The 17,387-nt window shown below is 59.3% G+C and carries 14 protein-coding genes; 11 read left to right on the top strand and 3 right to left on the bottom strand.

What is annotated here, in order from left to right:
* The first annotated feature begins 13 nt into the window (after window positions 1–13).
* The 10 genes from sucD to ASF16_RS25610 all read left to right on the top strand — a co-directional run bounded on the left by sucD (window position 14) and on the right by ASF16_RS25610 (window position 11,671).
* Complete coding sequence (gene sucD / locus ASF16_RS19295; protein ID WP_010464520.1) at window positions 14–910, top strand: succinate--CoA ligase subunit alpha; 897 nt, start codon at window positions 14–16, stop codon at window positions 908–910.
* A 152-nt stretch (window positions 911–1,062) separates the two neighbouring features.
* Window positions 1,063–1,752: a TerC family protein gene (locus tag ASF16_RS19300; protein ID WP_056171198.1), complete on the top strand. Its 690-nt coding sequence runs from the start codon at window positions 1,063–1,065 to the stop codon at window positions 1,750–1,752.
* Window positions 1,753–2,022: 270 nt separating this feature from the next.
* Window positions 2,023–4,599, top strand: a complete 2,577-nt coding sequence (locus ASF16_RS19305; protein ID WP_082517038.1) for a CHASE2 domain-containing serine/threonine-protein kinase — start codon at window positions 2,023–2,025, stop codon at window positions 4,597–4,599.
* 17 nt (window positions 4,600–4,616) lie between these two features.
* Window positions 4,617–5,405, top strand: a complete 789-nt coding sequence (locus ASF16_RS19310) for a Stp1/IreP family PP2C-type Ser/Thr phosphatase (RefSeq protein WP_082517039.1) — start codon at window positions 4,617–4,619, stop codon at window positions 5,403–5,405.
* Window positions 5,406–5,449: 44 nt separating this feature from the next.
* Window positions 5,450–6,106 (top strand): FHA domain-containing protein, encoded by a 657-nt coding sequence (locus tag ASF16_RS19315; RefSeq protein WP_056171205.1) that lies wholly within the window; start codon window positions 5,450–5,452, stop codon window positions 6,104–6,106.
* 87 nt (window positions 6,107–6,193) lie between these two features.
* A complete protein-coding gene (locus ASF16_RS19320) occupies window positions 6,194–8,455 on the top strand; it encodes a CHASE2 domain-containing protein (protein ID WP_056171208.1) in 2,262 nt (753 codons plus the stop codon).
* 15 nt (window positions 8,456–8,470) lie between these two features.
* On the top strand, window positions 8,471–9,262 hold the full coding sequence (locus ASF16_RS19325; RefSeq protein WP_056171211.1) for a 3',5'-cyclic-nucleotide phosphodiesterase: 792 nt from the start codon (window positions 8,471–8,473) through the stop codon (window positions 9,260–9,262).
* A 318-nt stretch (window positions 9,263–9,580) separates the two neighbouring features.
* The gene (locus tag ASF16_RS19330; protein ID WP_056171213.1) at window positions 9,581–10,153 is read left to right on the top strand and encodes a pilin; all 573 of its coding nucleotides are present in this window, start codon (window positions 9,581–9,583) and stop codon (window positions 10,151–10,153) included.
* Between the two features lie 93 nt (window positions 10,154–10,246).
* Entirely contained in the window at window positions 10,247–11,041 is a 795-nt protein-coding gene (gene tfpZ, locus ASF16_RS27195) for a TfpX/TfpZ family type IV pilin accessory protein (protein WP_369817179.1), read from the top strand.
* Window positions 11,042–11,137: 96 nt separating this feature from the next.
* A complete protein-coding gene (locus tag ASF16_RS25610) occupies window positions 11,138–11,671 on the top strand; it encodes a pilin (protein ID WP_082517040.1) in 534 nt (177 codons plus the stop codon).
* A gap of 57 nt (window positions 11,672–11,728) precedes the next feature.
* Here the strand turns inward: ASF16_RS25610 and ASF16_RS19335 are convergent, their stop codons facing one another.
* The gene (locus tag ASF16_RS19335) at window positions 11,729–14,758 is read right to left on the bottom strand and encodes a fused MFS/spermidine synthase (RefSeq protein WP_056171215.1); all 3,030 of its coding nucleotides are present in this window, start codon (window positions 14,756–14,758) and stop codon (window positions 11,729–11,731) included.
* Window positions 14,759–14,880: 122 nt separating this feature from the next.
* Window positions 14,881–15,354 (bottom strand): cyclic pyranopterin monophosphate synthase MoaC, encoded by a 474-nt coding sequence (gene moaC, locus ASF16_RS19340; protein WP_056171216.1) that lies wholly within the window; start codon window positions 15,352–15,354, stop codon window positions 14,881–14,883.
* A 122-nt stretch (window positions 15,355–15,476) separates the two neighbouring features.
* On the opposite strand from moaC, the gene ASF16_RS19345 reads away from it, so the two are divergent.
* Complete coding sequence (locus ASF16_RS19345) at window positions 15,477–17,021, top strand: M48 family metalloprotease (RefSeq protein WP_056171218.1); 1,545 nt, start codon at window positions 15,477–15,479, stop codon at window positions 17,019–17,021.
* Here ASF16_RS19345 and ASF16_RS19350 read toward each other — a convergent pair.
* On the bottom strand, window positions 16,989–17,342 hold the full coding sequence (locus tag ASF16_RS19350) for a phage holin family protein (protein ID WP_056171221.1): 354 nt from the start codon (window positions 17,340–17,342) through the stop codon (window positions 16,989–16,991). The genes ASF16_RS19345 and ASF16_RS19350 overlap by 33 nt on opposite strands.
* Window positions 17,343–17,387: the final 45 nt, after the last annotated feature.

A 17,387-nucleotide genomic window follows, 5' to 3' on the forward strand; every position in this document is an offset into this window, starting at 1 on the left:
CCGGAGAACACACATGTCGATCTACATCAACAAAGACACCAAGGTCATCACCCAGGGCATCACGGGCAAGACCGGCCAGTTCCACACTGAAAAGTGCCAGGAATACGCGAACGGCAAGAACGCCTTCGTGGCAGGCGTGAACCCCAAGAAGGCCGGCGAGTCGATCTTCAACATCCCGATCTACGCCTCCGTCAAGGAAGCCGCATCGCAGACCGGCGCCACCGTGTCGGTGATCTACGTGCCCCCAGCAGGCGCTGCTGCCGCCATCTGGGAAGCCGTCGAGGCCGACCTGGACCTGGCGATCTGCATCACCGAAGGCATCCCGGTGCGCGACATGCTGGAAGTGCGCAACAAGATGAAGGCCAAGGAAGCCGCTGGCGGCAAGCGCACGCTACTGCTGGGCCCCAACTGCCCCGGCCTGATCACGCCCGACGAAATCAAGATCGGCATCATGCCCGGCCACATCCACCGCAAGGGCCGCATCGGCGTCGTGAGCCGCTCCGGCACGCTGACGTACGAAGCCGTCGCCATGCTGACGGAAGTGGGCCTCGGCCAGTCGAGCGCCGTGGGCATTGGTGGCGACCCCATCAACGGCCTTAAGCACATCGACGTGATGAAGGCCTTCAACGACGACCCGGACACCGATGCCGTCATCATGATCGGCGAAATCGGCGGACCTGACGAAGCCGAAGCCGCCCAGTGGTGCAAGGCCAACATGAAGAAGCCTATCGTGGGCTTCATCGCTGGCGTGACCGCCCCTCCCGGCAAGCGCATGGGCCACGCCGGCGCGCTGATCTCCGGTGGTGCCGACACGGCCGATGCCAAGCTCGCCATCATGGAAGAGTCGGGCTTCATCATCACCCGCAATCCGTCGGAACTGGGCAAGCTGCTCAAGGCCCAGCTCAAGTAAGCTGCCTGCCATACCGCGGCACGGGCATTCGTAAGCACAATTACGGACGCCCGTGACCGCCAGGCCAGATAAACTGGCCGCTCCAATAAAAAGAGAAGCGCTCGGAACCCTGGTTCCCGGCGCTTCTTGCATTCATAACAGTGGAGTTCAGTATGGAGTTTATGCAAAGTGCCGATTTCTGGATCGGCCTGATGAAGATCGTCTGGATCAACATCATTCTTTCTGGCGACAACGCCGTGGTCATCGCCCTGGCGGCCCGCTCGCTTCCCCCGCATCAGCAAAGAAAAGCCGTCTTCTGGGGCTCCGGCGCCGCCGTGGTGCTGCGGATTTTGCTGACCGTCGTGGCGGCCAAGCTGCTGGAGCTGTCGTTCCTGCAGATCATCGGCGGCTGCCTGCTGCTGTGGATCGGCTTTCAACTGCTCAGCGACGGTGACGAAGACGAAGGCGAGTCCAAGACCTATGGCAGCCTGATGGCCGCCGTGCGCACCATCCTGATTGCCGATCTGGTGATGAGCCTCGATAACGTGATCGCCGTGGCGGCAGCCGCCCATGGCAACGTGGTGCTGCTGGTGCTGGGCCTGGCCATCAGCATCCCGCTGGTGATCTTCGGCAGCACGCTGATGATCAAGCTGATGGAGCGCTTTCCGGTCATCGTGCTGCTGGGTGCCGCACTGATCGGCTGGGTGGGCGGCGAAACCATTGCCAACGATGCCGCCCTGCATGGCTACGCGGTGGCACACCCGTCATTGCACTATGTGGCGGCGGCGCTGGGCGCAGCGCTCGTCGTGGGCGCCGGCAAGTTCTGGGCGTCGCGCTCGCGCCGCGCCAGCGCCGCGTCATAACACCCAGCCATTTTCAGCCAGTGACAAAAATGGCAGCAGCGATGCTGCCATGGGCGTGTGGCGCGACAAGAACGGCAGGCACACGCCCCGAAGCGCCCGCCCATCGCAACGCCGCGCCCTTTCTGGCGTGGATGGCGTTGGGCGCAGATATTGCTTCGAACCCACTTCAAACTCAGAGCGGAACGACAGCAAGTGGGACGAATAACCTCGGGACGGCAGCGTGGCCAATGGCGTACCGACGGTGTTCTGGCGGCTCTGACGGCCGCCGGCTTGACCGCGTTGCTGGTCGCCACCGGCGCCGTGCCATGGCTGGAAAACGCCGTCTATGACGCTGCATCCAGCATCACAGCGCCTGCCCCGCTCCCCGAGATCGCCATCATCGGCATCGACGATGCAAGCCTCAAAGCCTTCGGCCACCGTCCGTGGGGGCGCGACGTCGATGCCAAGCTGATCGACCAGTTGGCGGGTGCCGGCGCCAAGACCATCGTCCTGACCAGCCCCTTGTTCGAGCCGCAATCCGATCGCGGCCTCGCCCACATCCGAAAGATCCGCGAAACGCTGGCGCGCTCCGGCGACACATCGGCCACATCGACCGAGCTGAACCAGTTGGCCGCCGCAGCGGAAAACGACCTGGACACCGATGCCCGCCTAGCGGCGAGCATCCAGCGTGCGGGCAATGTCCTCCTGGCCTCTCGATACGCATCGACAGGCACGTCGGTGCCACTGCCCTCCTACGCGCACCGCAACGCGCTGGCAGACCCCGGAGCGTTCGCTGTGACGGCCAAGTCTGTCCAGTACCCCATCACCGGCCTTGGCGCAGCTGCAGCAGGCGTGGGCACCATGGCGGCGGACACGGATGCGGACGGTGTCGTGCGGCAGGTGCCGTTGCTGGTGCGCTACGACAACATCGGTCTGCCGTCGCTCGCTTTGCTGGCGGCACGCCACAGCCTGCACCTCGGCCCGAGCGACGTCCGCGTGGAAGAAGCGCCCCCCGGCCTGCGGCTGGGCGGGCTGCAGGTCGCGACCGACGCCTCTGCCGTGATGCGCCCCCGCTTTCATGCCGCGGCAGAAAACGCACCGGTCTTCCCTGTAACATCCCTGGCCAGCGTGCTGCAGGGCAAGGTGCCTTCCCAAACCTTCAGCGGAAAACTCGTTCTGGTCGGCGACATGAGCGAAGCCCTGGCAACGCCACGGGCCCTGCCGAGCGGACAAACCGCCTACCCCGTGGAAGTGCTGGCGCACACCGTGTCCGCCATTCGGCTGGGCCAGAGCGTGCAGCGGCCGCCGTGGGCCTCGGCAGCGTCGTGGGGCGCCGCCGTGCTCGCGCTGGTGTTTGCGGCGTTGGCGCTTCCCAAGCTCTCGCGCCCCGCAGGCTGGGTGGCCGCTGCGGCATTGATCGTCGTGCTGGCGGGGCTGGAATGGGCCCTGCTGCGCCACGCAGGCCTGTGGGTGCCGTTACTGGCCGGGGTGGTGGCGCTCATTGCCGGGCTGCTCGCCCACACAGTCCTGTCATTGAAAGGCACGGCTGCCGGGGCCCAGTCGGCCGATGCGGGAGAAACCGACCGCATGATGGCGTTGGCGCTGCAGGGCCAGGGGCAACTCGACATGGCGTTCGAACGCCTGCGCAAGGTGCCGCAGAGCGATGCGGTGATGGACAACCTCTACCACCTCGCCCAGGACTTTGAACGCAAGCGCAACTTGGCCAAGGCCAAGGCCGTCTACAAGCACATTCTTCAGCACAACCGCGACTACAAGGACGCCCGCAGCCGCTACAAGCGCGTTCGGGCCCAGCTGCAGGCAGCCGACGCGCCGACCAGCACGCCGTCGTCCCTGCCGTCGCAGTTGCCACATTTGCCGGGGGATGCGGGCGTTGCAATCCCGATGCTGGGCCGCTACCACATCGACAAGGAAATCGGGAAAGGCGCCATGGGCGTCGTGTACCAGGGTCGGGACCCCAAGATTGGCCGCGTGGTGGCGATCAAGACGCTGGCCTTGAGCGAGGAGTTCGAAGGCGATGCGCTGGTCGACGCGAGAACCCGCTTCTTTCGAGAGGCCGAGACCGCAGGACGCTTGCAGCACCCGCACATCGTGACGATCTTCGATGCCGGCGAAGAGCACGACCTGGCCTATATCGCCATGGAGTTCCTCAAAGGCGCAGACCTGGTGCCCGCATGCCGCGCTGACCAGCTGCTGCCGGTGCCCACCGTGCTTTCGATAGCGGCCCGCGTGGCCGAGGCCTTGGACTACGCCCATGCCCACCAGGTGGTGCACCGCGACATCAAGCCGGCCAACATCATGTTCGACGGCGTCACGGACACGGTGAAGGTCACGGATTTCGGCATCGCCCGCATCACGGATTCGAGCAAGACGCGCACAGGTCTCGTACTGGGCACGCCCAGCTTCATGTCGCCCGAGCAACTGGCGGGCAAGAAGGTGGACGGCAGATCTGATCTTTATTCGCTCGGCGTCACGCTGTTTCAGCTGTTGACGGGCTCGCTGCCACTGCGCGGCGAGTCGATGACGGAACTCATGCACAAGATCGCCAGCGTGGATGCGCCCGACATCCGCCAAATCAGGCCTGAACTCACCCCTGCCGTGGCCCACGCGGTAGCCACCGCCCTCCAGAAGCGCCCGGAGGCGCGCTACCAAACGGGCCGGCAATTCGCCGACGCTCTGCGGCAGGCGGGCGCTGAGGCTGGACAAACGGGTGCCCCAGAGGCCGGAGCAGTCGTCTATGATGCGGACCGCGATGCAACAGGGCATGAGATGGTGGATTTTCAGGAAACCGTGATGGAGACACCCGCGGGGCGGGCCGCGGCATCCCCGCCGATTTCAAGCGCCCGATGACGCTCGCCCCAACATCCATGACCTACGAATTTTTCGCGCGGACTGACAAGGGTCGCGTGCGTACGAACAATGAAGACGCGGTAGCTGTCGACCGCGATGCGCAGGTCGCCATCCTGGCCGATGGCATGGGGGGCTACAACGCCGGCGAGGTCGCCAGCGGCATGGCCACCACCTTCATCCGTACCGAGATGTCCCGCTGGCTCGGCCAGGCCGGCACCACGCCGCAAACCACGGACGTCCGCCGGGCATTGGAGATCTGCGTGGAAAACGCCAACCATGCCATTCTGGGGGCGTCGTTGTCGAACCCCCAATATGCGGGCATGGGCACCACGCTGGTGGTCGGCGTCTTTCACGGCAGCCGGCTGATTCTGGGCCACATCGGCGATTCACGCTGCTACCGCCTGCGCGATGGTGCGATGCAACAGATCACACGCGACCACTCCTGGCTGCAGGAGCAGGTCGATGCAGGCTTGCTCACGGCCCAGCAGGCGGCGTTGTCCACCAACCGCAACCTCGTCACCCGCGCGCTGGGCGTGGAGCCGAACGTGATGATGGAAGTCAACGAGTTTCAGGTGGCGCCCAACGACCTGTTTCTCATGTGCTCCGACGGCCTGACCGACATGGTGGCCGACGCGGACCTGGCCGAACTCGTCCGTGCGCCGATACCGCTGGAAGAAAAAGCCACACTGCTCGTCGACACCGCCAACGCGAACGGTGGCCGTGATAACGTGAGCGTACTGCTGGTGCAGGCTGCGGCAGGAGGTAAAAAACGCAGCCTTGTGTCCCGATTGCTAGGAGCCTCTTGAAGGGCTCCCAACACAACAATTACTCATCACATCAGGAGTGGATCATGCCCAAAATGATCGTTTCAATCGACGGCGTCGTCATCAAGGAAGTCCAGCTGACCAAAGAGCGCACCACGCTCGGCCGTCGGCCGTACAACGACATCGTGATCGATAACCTTGCGGTCAGTGGCGAACATGCAGTGATCCACATGCTGGAGCAGGATGTCGAAATCGAAGACCTGGGCAGCACCAACGGCACCTATGTAAATGCCAAGGCGGTCAAGCGCCAGGAACTGCGCAACGGCGACACCATCGAGGTGGGCAAGTACAAGATCCGCTTCATGCACGAGGCCGAAGGGCAGAACTTCGAGAAGACGATGATCTTCAAGCCGGGGATGGTGCCACCGCCCATCGGAGCGGCATCTCGTCCTGCGCCGCTGGCAGCAGCAGCGCATCCGCCCATTTCGGCAGTCATCCGGGTCATGTCTGGCGCGGCAGCGGGTCGTGAGGTGTCCCTTCTGAAGGTGGTCACCACCATCGGTAAACCCGGCGTGGCTGTGGCGTCCATCACCAAGCGCCACCATGGATTTGTGCTGGCCCATGTGGAAGGCCCCGACATGCCGCTGCTCAACGGGGCGGCGATCAGCGCGTCACCCGTGCCGCTGAAAAACGGCGACCGGCTGGAATTGGCCGGGACGGAAATGCAGTTCGAGCAGAGCTGACGGGCAGGCTGAATGAACGGGCCGACCTGCATCGCCTGAGCTTTTGGCCCAAACTTCCGATTCCCAGCATCACCCACGCCGGAAATCATGTGGAAGAACATCGCGCAGCTGGCTCGCCGACGCTGGCGGCGCACGGCAGTGACGCTGGTCCCTCTCGTCTTTGCGCTGCTGCACCTGTCCGGCATTCTTCCCCTGCCGATGCTGGAGCGGCTGGACAACATCTTTTATGACATCCGATTGCGCGCCACCATGCCGCGCACCTTGGACGAACGCATTGTCATCGTCGATATCGATGAAAAAAGCCTGGAGCGGGTAGGCCACTGGCCCTGGGGCCGCGACAAGATGGCCACCCTTGCCACAGAGCTGTTCGAGCGGCAACAGGTGGCCGTCGTGGGCTTCGATGTTCTTTTTGCAGAGGCCGATGGGAGCTCGGGACTCCGTAACCTGCAACAGCTGGCACAAGGCGCGCTAAGCGACCAACCGGCATTCAGAACACAGCTGGAGCGTCTGGCGCCATCTCTGGACTTCGACTCCCTCTTCGCTGAATCATTGAAGGGGCGCCCGGCGGTGCTGGGCTACTACCTCACCAGTGACAAGGAGGGTCGAACCAAAGGCATCCTACCGCCTCCTGCACTTTCGTCAGAACGCTTGCGTGGCCTGCCCCTCAAGACATATTCGTGGGGAGGGTATGGCAGCAATATCGACATCATCGCTGGTGCGGTGCCCGTCGCAGGCTTCTTCAACTCAGTGACCGATGAAGACGGAGTGGTGCGTGCCTTGCCTTTGCTCGCAGAGTACCAAGGCAGGTACTATGAATCGCTTGCATTGGCGATGTTTCGCACCGCGTTGGGCCTGCCCGAAATCCACCCCGGCTTTGCAAACCCTGCGCCGGATGGCACCTATGACACGCTGCACAGTGTTGCACTGGTTCAGGACGGGCGTTCGCTGGCTCTCCCGGTGGATGACCGATTGGCCACCCTTATTCCCTTCCGTGGCCCCGGCGACGTTGGCGGTGGGTCGTTTCGCTATCTCTCCGCTTCGGACGTTTTGGAGGGCAAACTCCCTCCCAACGAGCTCAAGGATCGGATGATCCTGGTTGGGTCCACAGCGCCGGGTTTGCTGGATTTGAGAGTCACGCCGGTAGGCCGCGCCTATCCCGGCGTCGAGACGCATGCCAATGTCTTGTCTGCGTTTCTCGACGGCAAGAACATTGTCCGACCGGACTATGCCGTCGGGTTTGACGCATTGCAGCTTGTGTGCGCGGGCTTGCTGCTGGCATTTGCGTTGCCCGCGCTGTCCGCCGCATGGGCTGTCTTGCTGAGTGTGGGGTTGGTGAGCGGCTTGACCGTTCTCAATCTGTGGCTCTACCTCAGCCACGGTCTGGCACTGCCCCTGGCCAGCGCGGTCGTGATGGTTCTTTTGGCGTTCACGCTGAACATGGTCTATGGCTATTTTGTGGAAAGCCGCTCCAAACGTGAATTGGCCGCTCTTTTTGGCACCTACGTACCCCCAGAACTGGTGGATGAGATGGTGAAGGAGCCCGACAATTACAGCATGCAGGCCAGCAACCAAGAGTTGACGGTGATGTTTTGCGACATGCGGGGGTTCACCGCAATGTCTGAACAGATGGAGCCGTTGCAGTTGCAGGCCTTGCTCAATGACGTGTTCAGCAGACTGACGCATATCATCCGCAGCCACCGCGGCACGATCGACAAATACATGGGAGACTGTGTGATGGCGTTTTGGGGTGCACCGGTTGCGACCCCGGATCACGCCCGATTGGCCGTGCAGGCTGCTCTTGACATGGCCCGGGCCATCAAAGAGGTGAACCTGCTGCACCGAGAGCGGGGTCTGCCGGAGATCGGTATTGGTATTGGACTCAACACGGGCAATATGTGTGTGGGTGATATGGGATCAGATATAAGGCGCAGTTACACAGTGATTGGTGATTCGGTAAATCTGGCTTCGCGGCTGGAAGGCCTCTCCAAGAAGTATGCAGTGCTTACCGTTGTGAGCGAAACTACGCGTATCCAGGCAGTCCACTTCATTTGGCAAGAGTTAGATCGAGTACGTGTTAAAGGTAAAGCAGAGTCGGTTGCAATTTTCACCCCTGTTGCTCAGCTAGACGCCACAATGGCAGGACGGTCCCACGAACTCTCTCTTTGGCAAAATTTTCTCGTGGCTTATCGCGCTCAAGACTGGACAATATGCAACGAGCTTATAGCGGATTTAATGCAAATCCAACCCTCGTCTGGTCTTTATAGCATGTACGGTTCCCGCGTACAGGGTCGGCTTATGCGACCTTTTGACCCCAAGTGGGACGGCGCGAACAATTTCGACACTAAATAAACACAGGCTGCGCCCATGAAAATTCGTGTGCTGGGTTGCTCTGGTGCCATAGCAAGGGACTGCCGGACCACCTCATTTCTCGTCAACCACAGCGTTTTGATTGATGCGGGGACGGGCGTCGGCGATTTAACGCTCGAAGAAATGCGAAAGATTGACCATGTTTTTCTCACTCATTCCCATCTCGATCACATCGCAGCACTTCCGTTAATGCTTGACGCTGTGTCGTCAATGCGCAGCGCACCAGTGCAGATCCATGCGCTCCCAGCAACCATCGAGGCTCTGCGAACGCATGTCTTCAACAACGTTATCTGGCCAAATTTCGAGGCACTTCCCTCGTCGGACCAGCCTTTCATGCGGTTTTTCCCTTTGCAAATCGGGGAACAGCGTAACGCGTCCGGTTTGTTGATAGAAGCCCTTCCCGCAGTCCACACAGTTCCAGCCTTGGGCTATGCCATATGTGGCATTTCCGGTTGGTGGGTATTCACTGGAGACACCGAACGCAATCCCGAATTCTGGAAGCGATTGAACAAGTTGCCGGTAAAGATGCTTGTTATTGAAACAGCGTTTAGCGAGCGCGAAAACGCTTTAGCTCGTCTTTCTAAACACCTGGCGCCTTGCACTCTTATTGAAGAGCTGCAGCACTTTAAGTGCGGAGACTGCAAGATCTACATCACCCATACAAAGCCAGCGGAAACAGACGTGATTATGCAGGAAATCCAAGCAATGCTTAATGTGGCATCGGCGCACAGCGCCTCAGCGTCTTTAGGAATCAACTGGCTCCGTGCAGGCGATGAATTTTTTGTCTGAACCGATCTGCATCAGAGTTGCGCAGCGCAGATTAACGCACTGCGCATGCGACACGTACACGCAATTGAAATCCGCAGATGGCCAAGTCTCAAAAGACACGTAAGAAGCAATTGGTGACACTCTTGGCAGAACAAAATTGTCACTCACTCCCTTAAGTACAGTTTTGCACTTCTCCAGGTACCCCGCCTCTACAGACATGGCCTCGAAAGTTGTTAACTTGTAAGCAGATGATAGGTGGCACAGGAATTGCTTAACAGTAGCAGACCTGAAGAGTCGTTCTGCAGGTTGTTAGTTGCAATTGACTTCCAAGGAGTTTTTATGAAGCGTTTCATGCAAAAGGGTTTCACCCTGATCGAACTGATGATCGTGGTGGCCATCATCGGCATTCTGGCGGCTGTTGCTCTCCCCGCTTACCAAGACTACACCGTGCGCGCACGCGTGACTGAAGGCTTGTCCTTGGCTGGCTCGGCCAAGACGGCGGTAGCAGAAACCTTCACCAATGCCAACGGTGGCAAAGTCATCGCTTACCCTGGCTTCGGTGCCCAGCCTGCTCCCGCTGTTGGCGAGTCGGTCTACGGCTACACCTACACCAAAGGTTCCGTCGTGGATAGCGTCGCGATTGCAGAAATTACAGACGTGACTGCGCCCGTCTTGAATACATCTGGCGTTATCACAGTGACCTATCTGAAGACCGGTGCTGCGGGCGCCGCCATGGACAAGGTTGCGGCCGGCTCCAATGTGTTGTACCTGACTCCCGGTTCTGGCCTCGTGAACAATTCTGCCAACCCTGCTGCCGCGCTGGTCCAATCCGACCCTGTTGTCTGGGGCTGCGGCGTGAAGTCTACGCCAGTGTTCAAGTACGTACCCGCCAACTGCCGCTTCGTGAAGTAAAGCAGGGCCTTAAAGTCCACGGGGATCGCCCCTGATGCACAAAAGCGCCCTTAATGGGCGCTTTTTTCATTTCCGATCTTTAGTCGCTTGAGAATGACCCCTACTGTTACCCTGTCCACCCCTAACCCTGTTCGAATCTCGGCGCGTCGTGCAAGCCTTGTGCATCTTCTAGTATCGCTGGCAGTTGCACTCTTGGTAGCCATGCTGATTTTCTTAGTTTGGTATCCTTGGCCGCTGCACACAATGCTGGGGGGCTTGGGCCTGCTAGGGCTTGTTGCAGGGGTTGATGCCGTCTGCGGCCCTATGCTTACATTCCTACTATGGAACGACCGCAAAACGAAGCTTGCGCTGACTGTAGATTGCACGCTTATTGCATGTATTCAAATCGCGGCTCTGGGGTATGGACTGTACACAGTAGCAGAAGGGCGACCAGTACATGTTGTCTTTGAGGTAGACAGGCTGCGCGTTGTTAGCGCGGTTGATATCGACTCCGCAGATTTGCCACAGGCCTCGCCGGAGCTCCGTGTGTTGCCCTGGACTGGCCCGACTTGGCTAAGCGTACGGGCTCCACGAGATAGTGACGAATTGCTGAATAGTGTCGAGCTTTCTCTGGCGGGTAAGGAGCCATCAGTGCGTCCTGGATGGTGGCAAAGCTATTCCGAGGGAGTACCTGACATGCTGAAGCGTGCTCGCCCTCTGGATTTGTTAGCAAGCGCCAGGTCTGCCCAGCGGCCTTTACTGGATAAAGCCGTGAAGGAGGCGGGAGTGGACGTGGCTGATTTGGTATGGTTACCTTTGGTAAGCCGTCGCAGTATGGAATGGATTGTATTGCTCCACCGCACAACTGGCCAACCACTCGCCTACGCACCCATTGACGGATTTTTCTGAAATTCGCGGTGCACTTTATTCCACAGGCATGAAAGCTGCTGAAACATGCCGATGATCGGGTAGACATCTAGCCACAAGTCTAGGCAGGAGAAATTTATGAAACCCAGCTTCCAGCAAGGCTTTACCCTCATCGAGTTGATGATCGTAGTAGCCATTATCGGTATCCTGGCGGCTGTGGCATTACCAGCTTACCAAGACTACGTTGTGCGTGCACGCATTTCCGAAGGCTTAGGTCTAGCGAGCACTGCGAAGACTTCGGTGACAGAGACTTTTGCCAGTACTAACAGCGGAGGTATTGCTGCCTATGCAGGTAGTGGCATATCGGCAGCTGGTTCATACAACTATGAGTACAAGGCTGGCACACACGTTAAATCGATTGCCATTTCAGCCATAACAGACGTGACATCGCCTGTCGCCAAGGAAGGGGCAATTTCTATTACCTATGGCGGTCAGATTAACACAGTCCTCTTGGGCAAAGCGCTGATCTTGACTCCCGGTAGCGGTACCGTAGGCAACTCTGGGGTTCCAAGCAACGCCTTGAAAATTGGCGATCCGGTGGTGTGGGGCTGCGCCATAGATGCGCCAACGGCTTACAGATATGTCCCCGCAAACTGCCGATTTGCGCCTTGAGTGAACCGCATCGGAACGACCATTGTGTGTCGTCCGACGGCTGCAGTCTAAATCGATCTATTCGTTCGCCATCGCCAGCAGTAGCATTCGCTGCTTTTGATAAGCACCTTGTGAATTTACCTTAATGCCGTATTTTCTCTCTATTTCCACCAGCTCTTTCCAGCGCCCTTGATGCGCTTGTGCAAGAAGCACATGCGAGAGGGCAACCTGATCAAACTCTCGACGTAACGCAGGGTCCGCAGGAGGGTTTTCCAACCATGCCTGTCCCATTCGCTGCATGGAATTGTAATCACGCTTGGCAAGGGCCTCTAATAAATCAAACGCTGTTGCAAAGCCATCGAGGCGGCTTTTGCATGGCATCCATTGCGGACGAATCCATACACCTTCCAGCAATGACGGCGGCAAAAACGTTATTGTTGTATCTGCCAACTGACGCAGCGCAGCCGCGAATTCCTGACGCTTTTGTTCAGTGGCTGGAGCAGCTTTACAAGTATCTGATGCTGAATTCTTCAATAGGACGGCGGCAGACAAGGGGTAAGCTCCCAATCCCGCTACCAATTCATCTGTAGGATCTCCGCGCAAATACGCCGCCAGTGCACGTGCTTGGCGACTGGCTGTCTCAGGCGGGAAATGGCTCATGGCGGAAGGCTGGGCCTGATCGAGTGGCTTACGCACTCCCAAGGCTTCCAACATGGGTGCCCCCTGATGGGCTAAGTCCAGCAGATCAGTCGCCGTTGCCCTAGCGAAACGGGTTTTAGGCGCCTCAAGACCCAAAATGGGCAAATAATCCGAATTAATGGGCCTGGTGGCATGCAAACGAGCAAGGCCACGCAACACCCGGCCATCTGCTACTTTTCTGAAAGCTACCTGCTCAGGGGATGACAAGCCCAGACGCTCAAGCTCAGGTTTTAAAGGACCTTTCATCAAATGTGAAAAATCCGGTTCTCCAACATGACCTTTAGGGCTAGCTACGATGACCATGTCAGCGAAGTTGGTAAGCCATGCAGCGTAATCATTGAATCCTGGAGTCAATCCATTCAAAATTGAACTGACCAGCGCACCGTCTATTTCATACAGTTGAACCCATTGAACAAACAGGCCATCATCATTAAGATGTCGAGGAATGAACTTGTAGAACTCTTTGGAAAACAGTGTTCCTACGCCGCTAATCCACGGGTTCGACGGTTCAGAGATAATTATGTCGTATTTTTGCCGCTGCCCAGCAAAGTATGTCTTTGCATCATCGATCACCACGTTTGACCGTGAATCATTATATGCGCGCTCCACCCGCGTACCAAACGCCCTCGCACCTGTCACCATGGCAGATTCGATTTCTACCGTATCGACATTACGCAAACGCGCATCTCCCAACAGCGAGTGTGTAGTCAACCCTGAGCCGAAACCAATTACTCCCACCCGCTCGGGCCGCTGGTGTAACGCAAGGGGAAGAGTGCCCAGAAGGGCCATAGTAGGCTCATCGGTTGTGGGGAAGCCACCATCCCTCATCATTACACCTGCATCGGGTTTGCCGTTGGTGGCAATCGCAACCATTCCCCCTGGCTGCGCGGTCACGGACACACTGGCGGTCTTGCCATCTCGCATGTAGATGATTTTGCTATCCTTTGAGAGTGACGAATTTCCATGACGGAAGACACCGGATGCAAGTAGCATTGGGTCAAACGGAATGCGCACTGCGATGATCATCGCCACGGCAGACAATGCCACACCCAATCCAAAGCCGCGCATAGCACGCGGACTTGTCACTTCGCGACGCAGCAGTACGAGACCGATCACTAGATCAAGCAACGCAGCAATGCAAAGCGTCAGCTTCAGGCCAACCGAAGGAATCAACAGGTGGATGGCAGCAAATACGCCAACGATGGCGCCCAAGGTATTCCAAGCATAAATCCGTCCAATCGCGCGTTCGCCCCATCCAGCGCGCAGCAAAGTGACCGTGAACAAGGGCAGTGTCGTGCCAGCAAAAAAAGCTGCTGGCAGCATGATGGCAATCGCAATCGACGCAGTGCCCAAATTGAATAGCGCGTAGCCTCCATCGCTCGGAGCCAGCGACTGAATAAGCCAGCCCACCCACGAAAAAGCGTTGGCGTAAACGGCCAAAGAGGCCAGCGCTGCCACCCCCATGCAGATCTGCATCCAACCCACCAATCTCAGCGGGTTCACCGTGAGGTCGGCACGTTTACGCACCCACAAGCCGCCCAGCGCGATGCCAGCAATGAACGAGGCCAGCATCAACTCGAAAGCGTGCATGGTACTTCCCACTGCCATGCTCAGCATTCGAATCCAAACGATCTCGTAAACGAACGATGCCGCACCCGACAAAGCAGTGCCGAGCAGAACGACACGTAGCAGAGGGTTGTTGCGCAGGCTCTCGTCTGGCCCTGCTGAAAGTGCCGCTTGGCGAGGCAACGGCTCAGAATCGCGTGCAAGCCACCACGCCACTGCAGCCACCAGGAAGTTCAAAATCCCTGCTGCCACCATTGCCCCAGGAAGCCCGACCCATGGAAGCAGTACAAACACTGCTACGAGAGCGCCCACTGCCGCGCCAATACTGTTGGCAAAATAAAGCCCTCCGAGCAGGCGACCTTGGCTGTCGGGAAAGCGGCGTATAAGTCCACTACTCATCAACGGGAAAGTCATTCCTAGCAAAATGGTCTGTGGCAGGATCAAGATGGCAGCAACAATCCAGCGAAGCAGCAGAACGCTAGTAGGGTCCCCCAAAGCCGGTATCAGCGTGTCGTAACTAAACTCGGTAATGTTGGTAAAAAACCAGTGGAACGACAGACCCAACACACCGATGACGGCTTCAATTACCGCATATCCACGAATGAGATTGCGCCACCGCTGGCCTGCTTTGGCAATCCAAGCTGCACCAATGGCCATTCCACCCATAAAGATGGCCAGCACCAGCGCTTGCGCATAAGCAGCGTGGCCAAGGAAAAGCCCCAGATAATGCGACCAGATAGACTGGTAAATCAAACCTGCAAAACCGGACAAGACAAAAATGGCCAAAAGCCCTAAGCGACTACCACTATGCGCTTCCGCGTCCGATTCGATGTGCTGATTCATGTGCCAACCAATGATAAAATGATTTATAAGCAAGAAAAGTGCCCGACCACACCTTCCTTTTTTGTCGAATGAAGCGGGGAGGCCTGATTTCCAGAACCCTTTTCAAGTACCTGAAAAAATCCTCACGCCACAAAGCTGCCGGACTTGCCTCCGTGTTTTTCTACCACCTGCACGCACTGAATCACCATTCCACGGTCAGCTGCCTTGCACATATCATAAATTGTGAGCAGCGCCACCTGTACAGCAGCAAGTGCTTCCATCTCTACACCTGTAGGCCCTATAGTTTCGACAGCCGCTGTGCACTGCACTGCGCTATCAACACGCAAGCACTCAAAATCTACTGTTACTCGCGTTAAAGCGACTGGATGGCACAAGGGAATCAAGTCACTCGCCCTCTTGGCGCCCATGATCCCCGCGATACGCGCTACTCCTAACACGTCACCTTTGCTGGCCATGCCGCCCTCAATGATCCCGAGGGTGGCAGGTTGCATCTGGATACGCCCAATAGCAACCGCAATACGGTGCGTCGCAGGCTTGGCACCAATGTCTACCATGTGGGCTTGGCCCTGGGCGTCGAAGTGGGTCAGGGAAGACATATCTTGAGTGTTGCGGTAGTTACGGAGCTGATGACGAAACATTCAGCGGTTCAAGGCATCATACGAGCATGTGGAACCGCTCAAGAGCGCGGGCAAGCTCCCGCAAGCCTCCTACTCTCCCGATGCCCAATTTCAGAGTCTTCAAGCTGGTAGCGATTGCCATTCGGTCATTGACAGCTTCTATTTTGATAGCGCTTGGCACCGTCCATGTGCAGGTAGCCCGGGCCCAAACCAGTCTACCCACCCTCGGCGACAACAGCGACCTCACCACCAGCGCCGAACGCCGGCTGGGTGACCGCATTATCCGCGAGCTCTACCGTGACCCAGACTACATCGACGACCCCGTGGTGGGCGACTACGTCCAGGGCATCTGGCAACCCCTGGTGGCGGCCGCCAAGGCCCGCGGCGAGCTCTCGCCCGAGCTGGACGAGCGCTTTGCCTGGGAGATTCTCCTGGGGCGCGACCGGACGGTGAACGCGTTTGCTTTGCCCGGGGGCTACCTGGGGGTGCATCTGGGCCTCATCGGGGTGGTCACTACCCGCGACGAGCTGGCCTCGGTGCTGGCGCACGAGTTGAGCCACGTCACGCAGCGCCATATCTCGCGCCTGATCACGCAGCAGAGCAAGCAGACGCCGCTGCTTCTGGGGGCGATGATCCTGGGCGCGCTGGCAGCCAGCAAGAACCCGGGCGCGACGCAAGCCCTGGTAGTGGGTGGGCAGGCGCTCGCCATGCAGAACCAGCTGAACTTTTCACGCGACATGGAGCGTGAGGCGGACCGGATCGGCTACGGGCTGATGGCGCCTGCAGGGTTTGCGCCCCAGGGTTTTGTGAGCATGTTCGAGAAGCTCCAGCAAGCCAACCGCTTGAACGACAACGGTTCCTGGCCCTATCTCCGCAGCCATCCGTTGACCAGCGAGCGCATGGCGGACATGCATTCGCGCACGCCGCCCGGCGCAGCGGCTGCGGGCATTTCGCCGCCGGTGGGCACGATGGAGCATGCGATGGTGGCCGCCAGGGCGCGGGTGCTGTCCAACCCCGGTGTCGATACGCTGCGCCAGTGGGTGGCCGAGCCTCAGGGCACGGGCTTTGCCTCGCTGCCGGCCACGCGCCGCGCTGCCGTGCTGTACGCAGCGGCGCTCGGCAGCAATCAGCTGCGCGATGCCCAGGGTGCACGCTCGGCGGCCCAGAAGCTGGATGAGATTTCTCGCCATGACCCCGCCGCCCATCGGCTGACCCGCCTGCTGAGCGCTGAGATCGAACTCGGCGCGGGCGATGCTGGCGCGGCCCTCAGCGCGCTGCCCACGGAGGCCGGCACGCGCCGACCAGAGCTGGCGCTGCGCAGTCAGGCCCTGCTGCGCCTGGGACGGCCGGCGGACGGCACGGGCGCGCTGCAGACCTGGGTGGCCACGCACCCCCGCGACGCCACCGTCTGGCAGCTGCTGGCCTCCAACTGGCAAGCCCAGGGCCAGCCCCTGCGGGCCGTGCGCGCCGAGGCCGAGGCGCACGCCGCGCGTTACGACTACGCGGCCGCAGTGGATCGTTTCAAGGCGGGGCAGGACCTGGCGCGGCGCGGTGGGCCGCAGGTGGACCACATCGAAGCGTCCATCATCGACACGCGGCTGCGTGCCGTGGAGCTACTTCTTCGTGAACAAACCGCCGAGCGCTGACTCGATCAGGACGCCCAGGACGGTGTAGATCAATGACCCGATGAGGGCTGCCGCGAAACCCTGCACCCCAAACCCGTCCAGCACAGCAGCTGCAGCCCAGAACATCAGCGCGTTGATCACAAACAGGAAGAGCCCCAGCGTGACGATGGTGACCGGCAAGGTCAGCACCACCAGAATGGGCCGCAGTACCACGTTGAACAGGCCGATGACAAAGGCCGCGATCAACGCCGAGGTGAAGCTCTGCACCTCGACGCCACTGTAGATGTAGGCCACGAACAGCAGCGACGCTGCGCTCAGCAGCCATTTGAGAATTAGTTTCATGGCCAAAGAATAGCACCGGCCCACCGCAAAGAAAAAGGGCCCGTG

This window comes from Acidovorax sp. Leaf78, assembly GCF_001422735.1.
Lineage (GTDB): Bacteria > Pseudomonadota > Gammaproteobacteria > Burkholderiales > Burkholderiaceae_C > Acidovorax.

Coding starts and splice junctions, on each gene's coding strand:
- sucD (WP_010464520.1), top strand. CDS start 14: ATGTCGATCTACATCAACAAAGACACCAAGGTCATCACCCAGGGCATC.
- ASF16_RS19300 (WP_056171198.1), top strand. CDS start 1,063: ATGGAGTTTATGCAAAGTGCCGATTTCTGGATCGGCCTGATGAAGATC.
- ASF16_RS19310 (WP_082517039.1), top strand. CDS start 4,617: ATGACCTACGAATTTTTCGCGCGGACTGACAAGGGTCGCGTGCGTACG.
- ASF16_RS19315 (WP_056171205.1), top strand. CDS start 5,450: ATGCCCAAAATGATCGTTTCAATCGACGGCGTCGTCATCAAGGAAGTC.
- ASF16_RS19320 (WP_056171208.1), top strand. CDS start 6,194: ATGTGGAAGAACATCGCGCAGCTGGCTCGCCGACGCTGGCGGCGCACG.
- ASF16_RS19325 (WP_056171211.1), top strand. CDS start 8,471: ATGAAAATTCGTGTGCTGGGTTGCTCTGGTGCCATAGCAAGGGACTGC.
- ASF16_RS19330 (WP_056171213.1), top strand. CDS start 9,581: ATGAAGCGTTTCATGCAAAAGGGTTTCACCCTGATCGAACTGATGATC.
- tfpZ (WP_369817179.1), top strand. CDS start 10,247: ATGACCCCTACTGTTACCCTGTCCACCCCTAACCCTGTTCGAATCTCG.
- ASF16_RS25610 (WP_082517040.1), top strand. CDS start 11,138: ATGAAACCCAGCTTCCAGCAAGGCTTTACCCTCATCGAGTTGATGATC.
- ASF16_RS19335 (WP_056171215.1), bottom strand. CDS start 14,758: ATGAATCAGCACATCGAATCGGACGCGGAAGCGCATAGTGGTAGTCGC.
- moaC (WP_056171216.1), bottom strand. CDS start 15,354: ATGTCTTCCCTGACCCACTTCGACGCCCAGGGCCAAGCCCACATGGTA.
- ASF16_RS19345 (WP_056171218.1), top strand. CDS start 15,477: ATGCCCAATTTCAGAGTCTTCAAGCTGGTAGCGATTGCCATTCGGTCA.
- ASF16_RS19350 (WP_056171221.1), bottom strand. CDS start 17,342: ATGAAACTAATTCTCAAATGGCTGCTGAGCGCAGCGTCGCTGCTGTTC.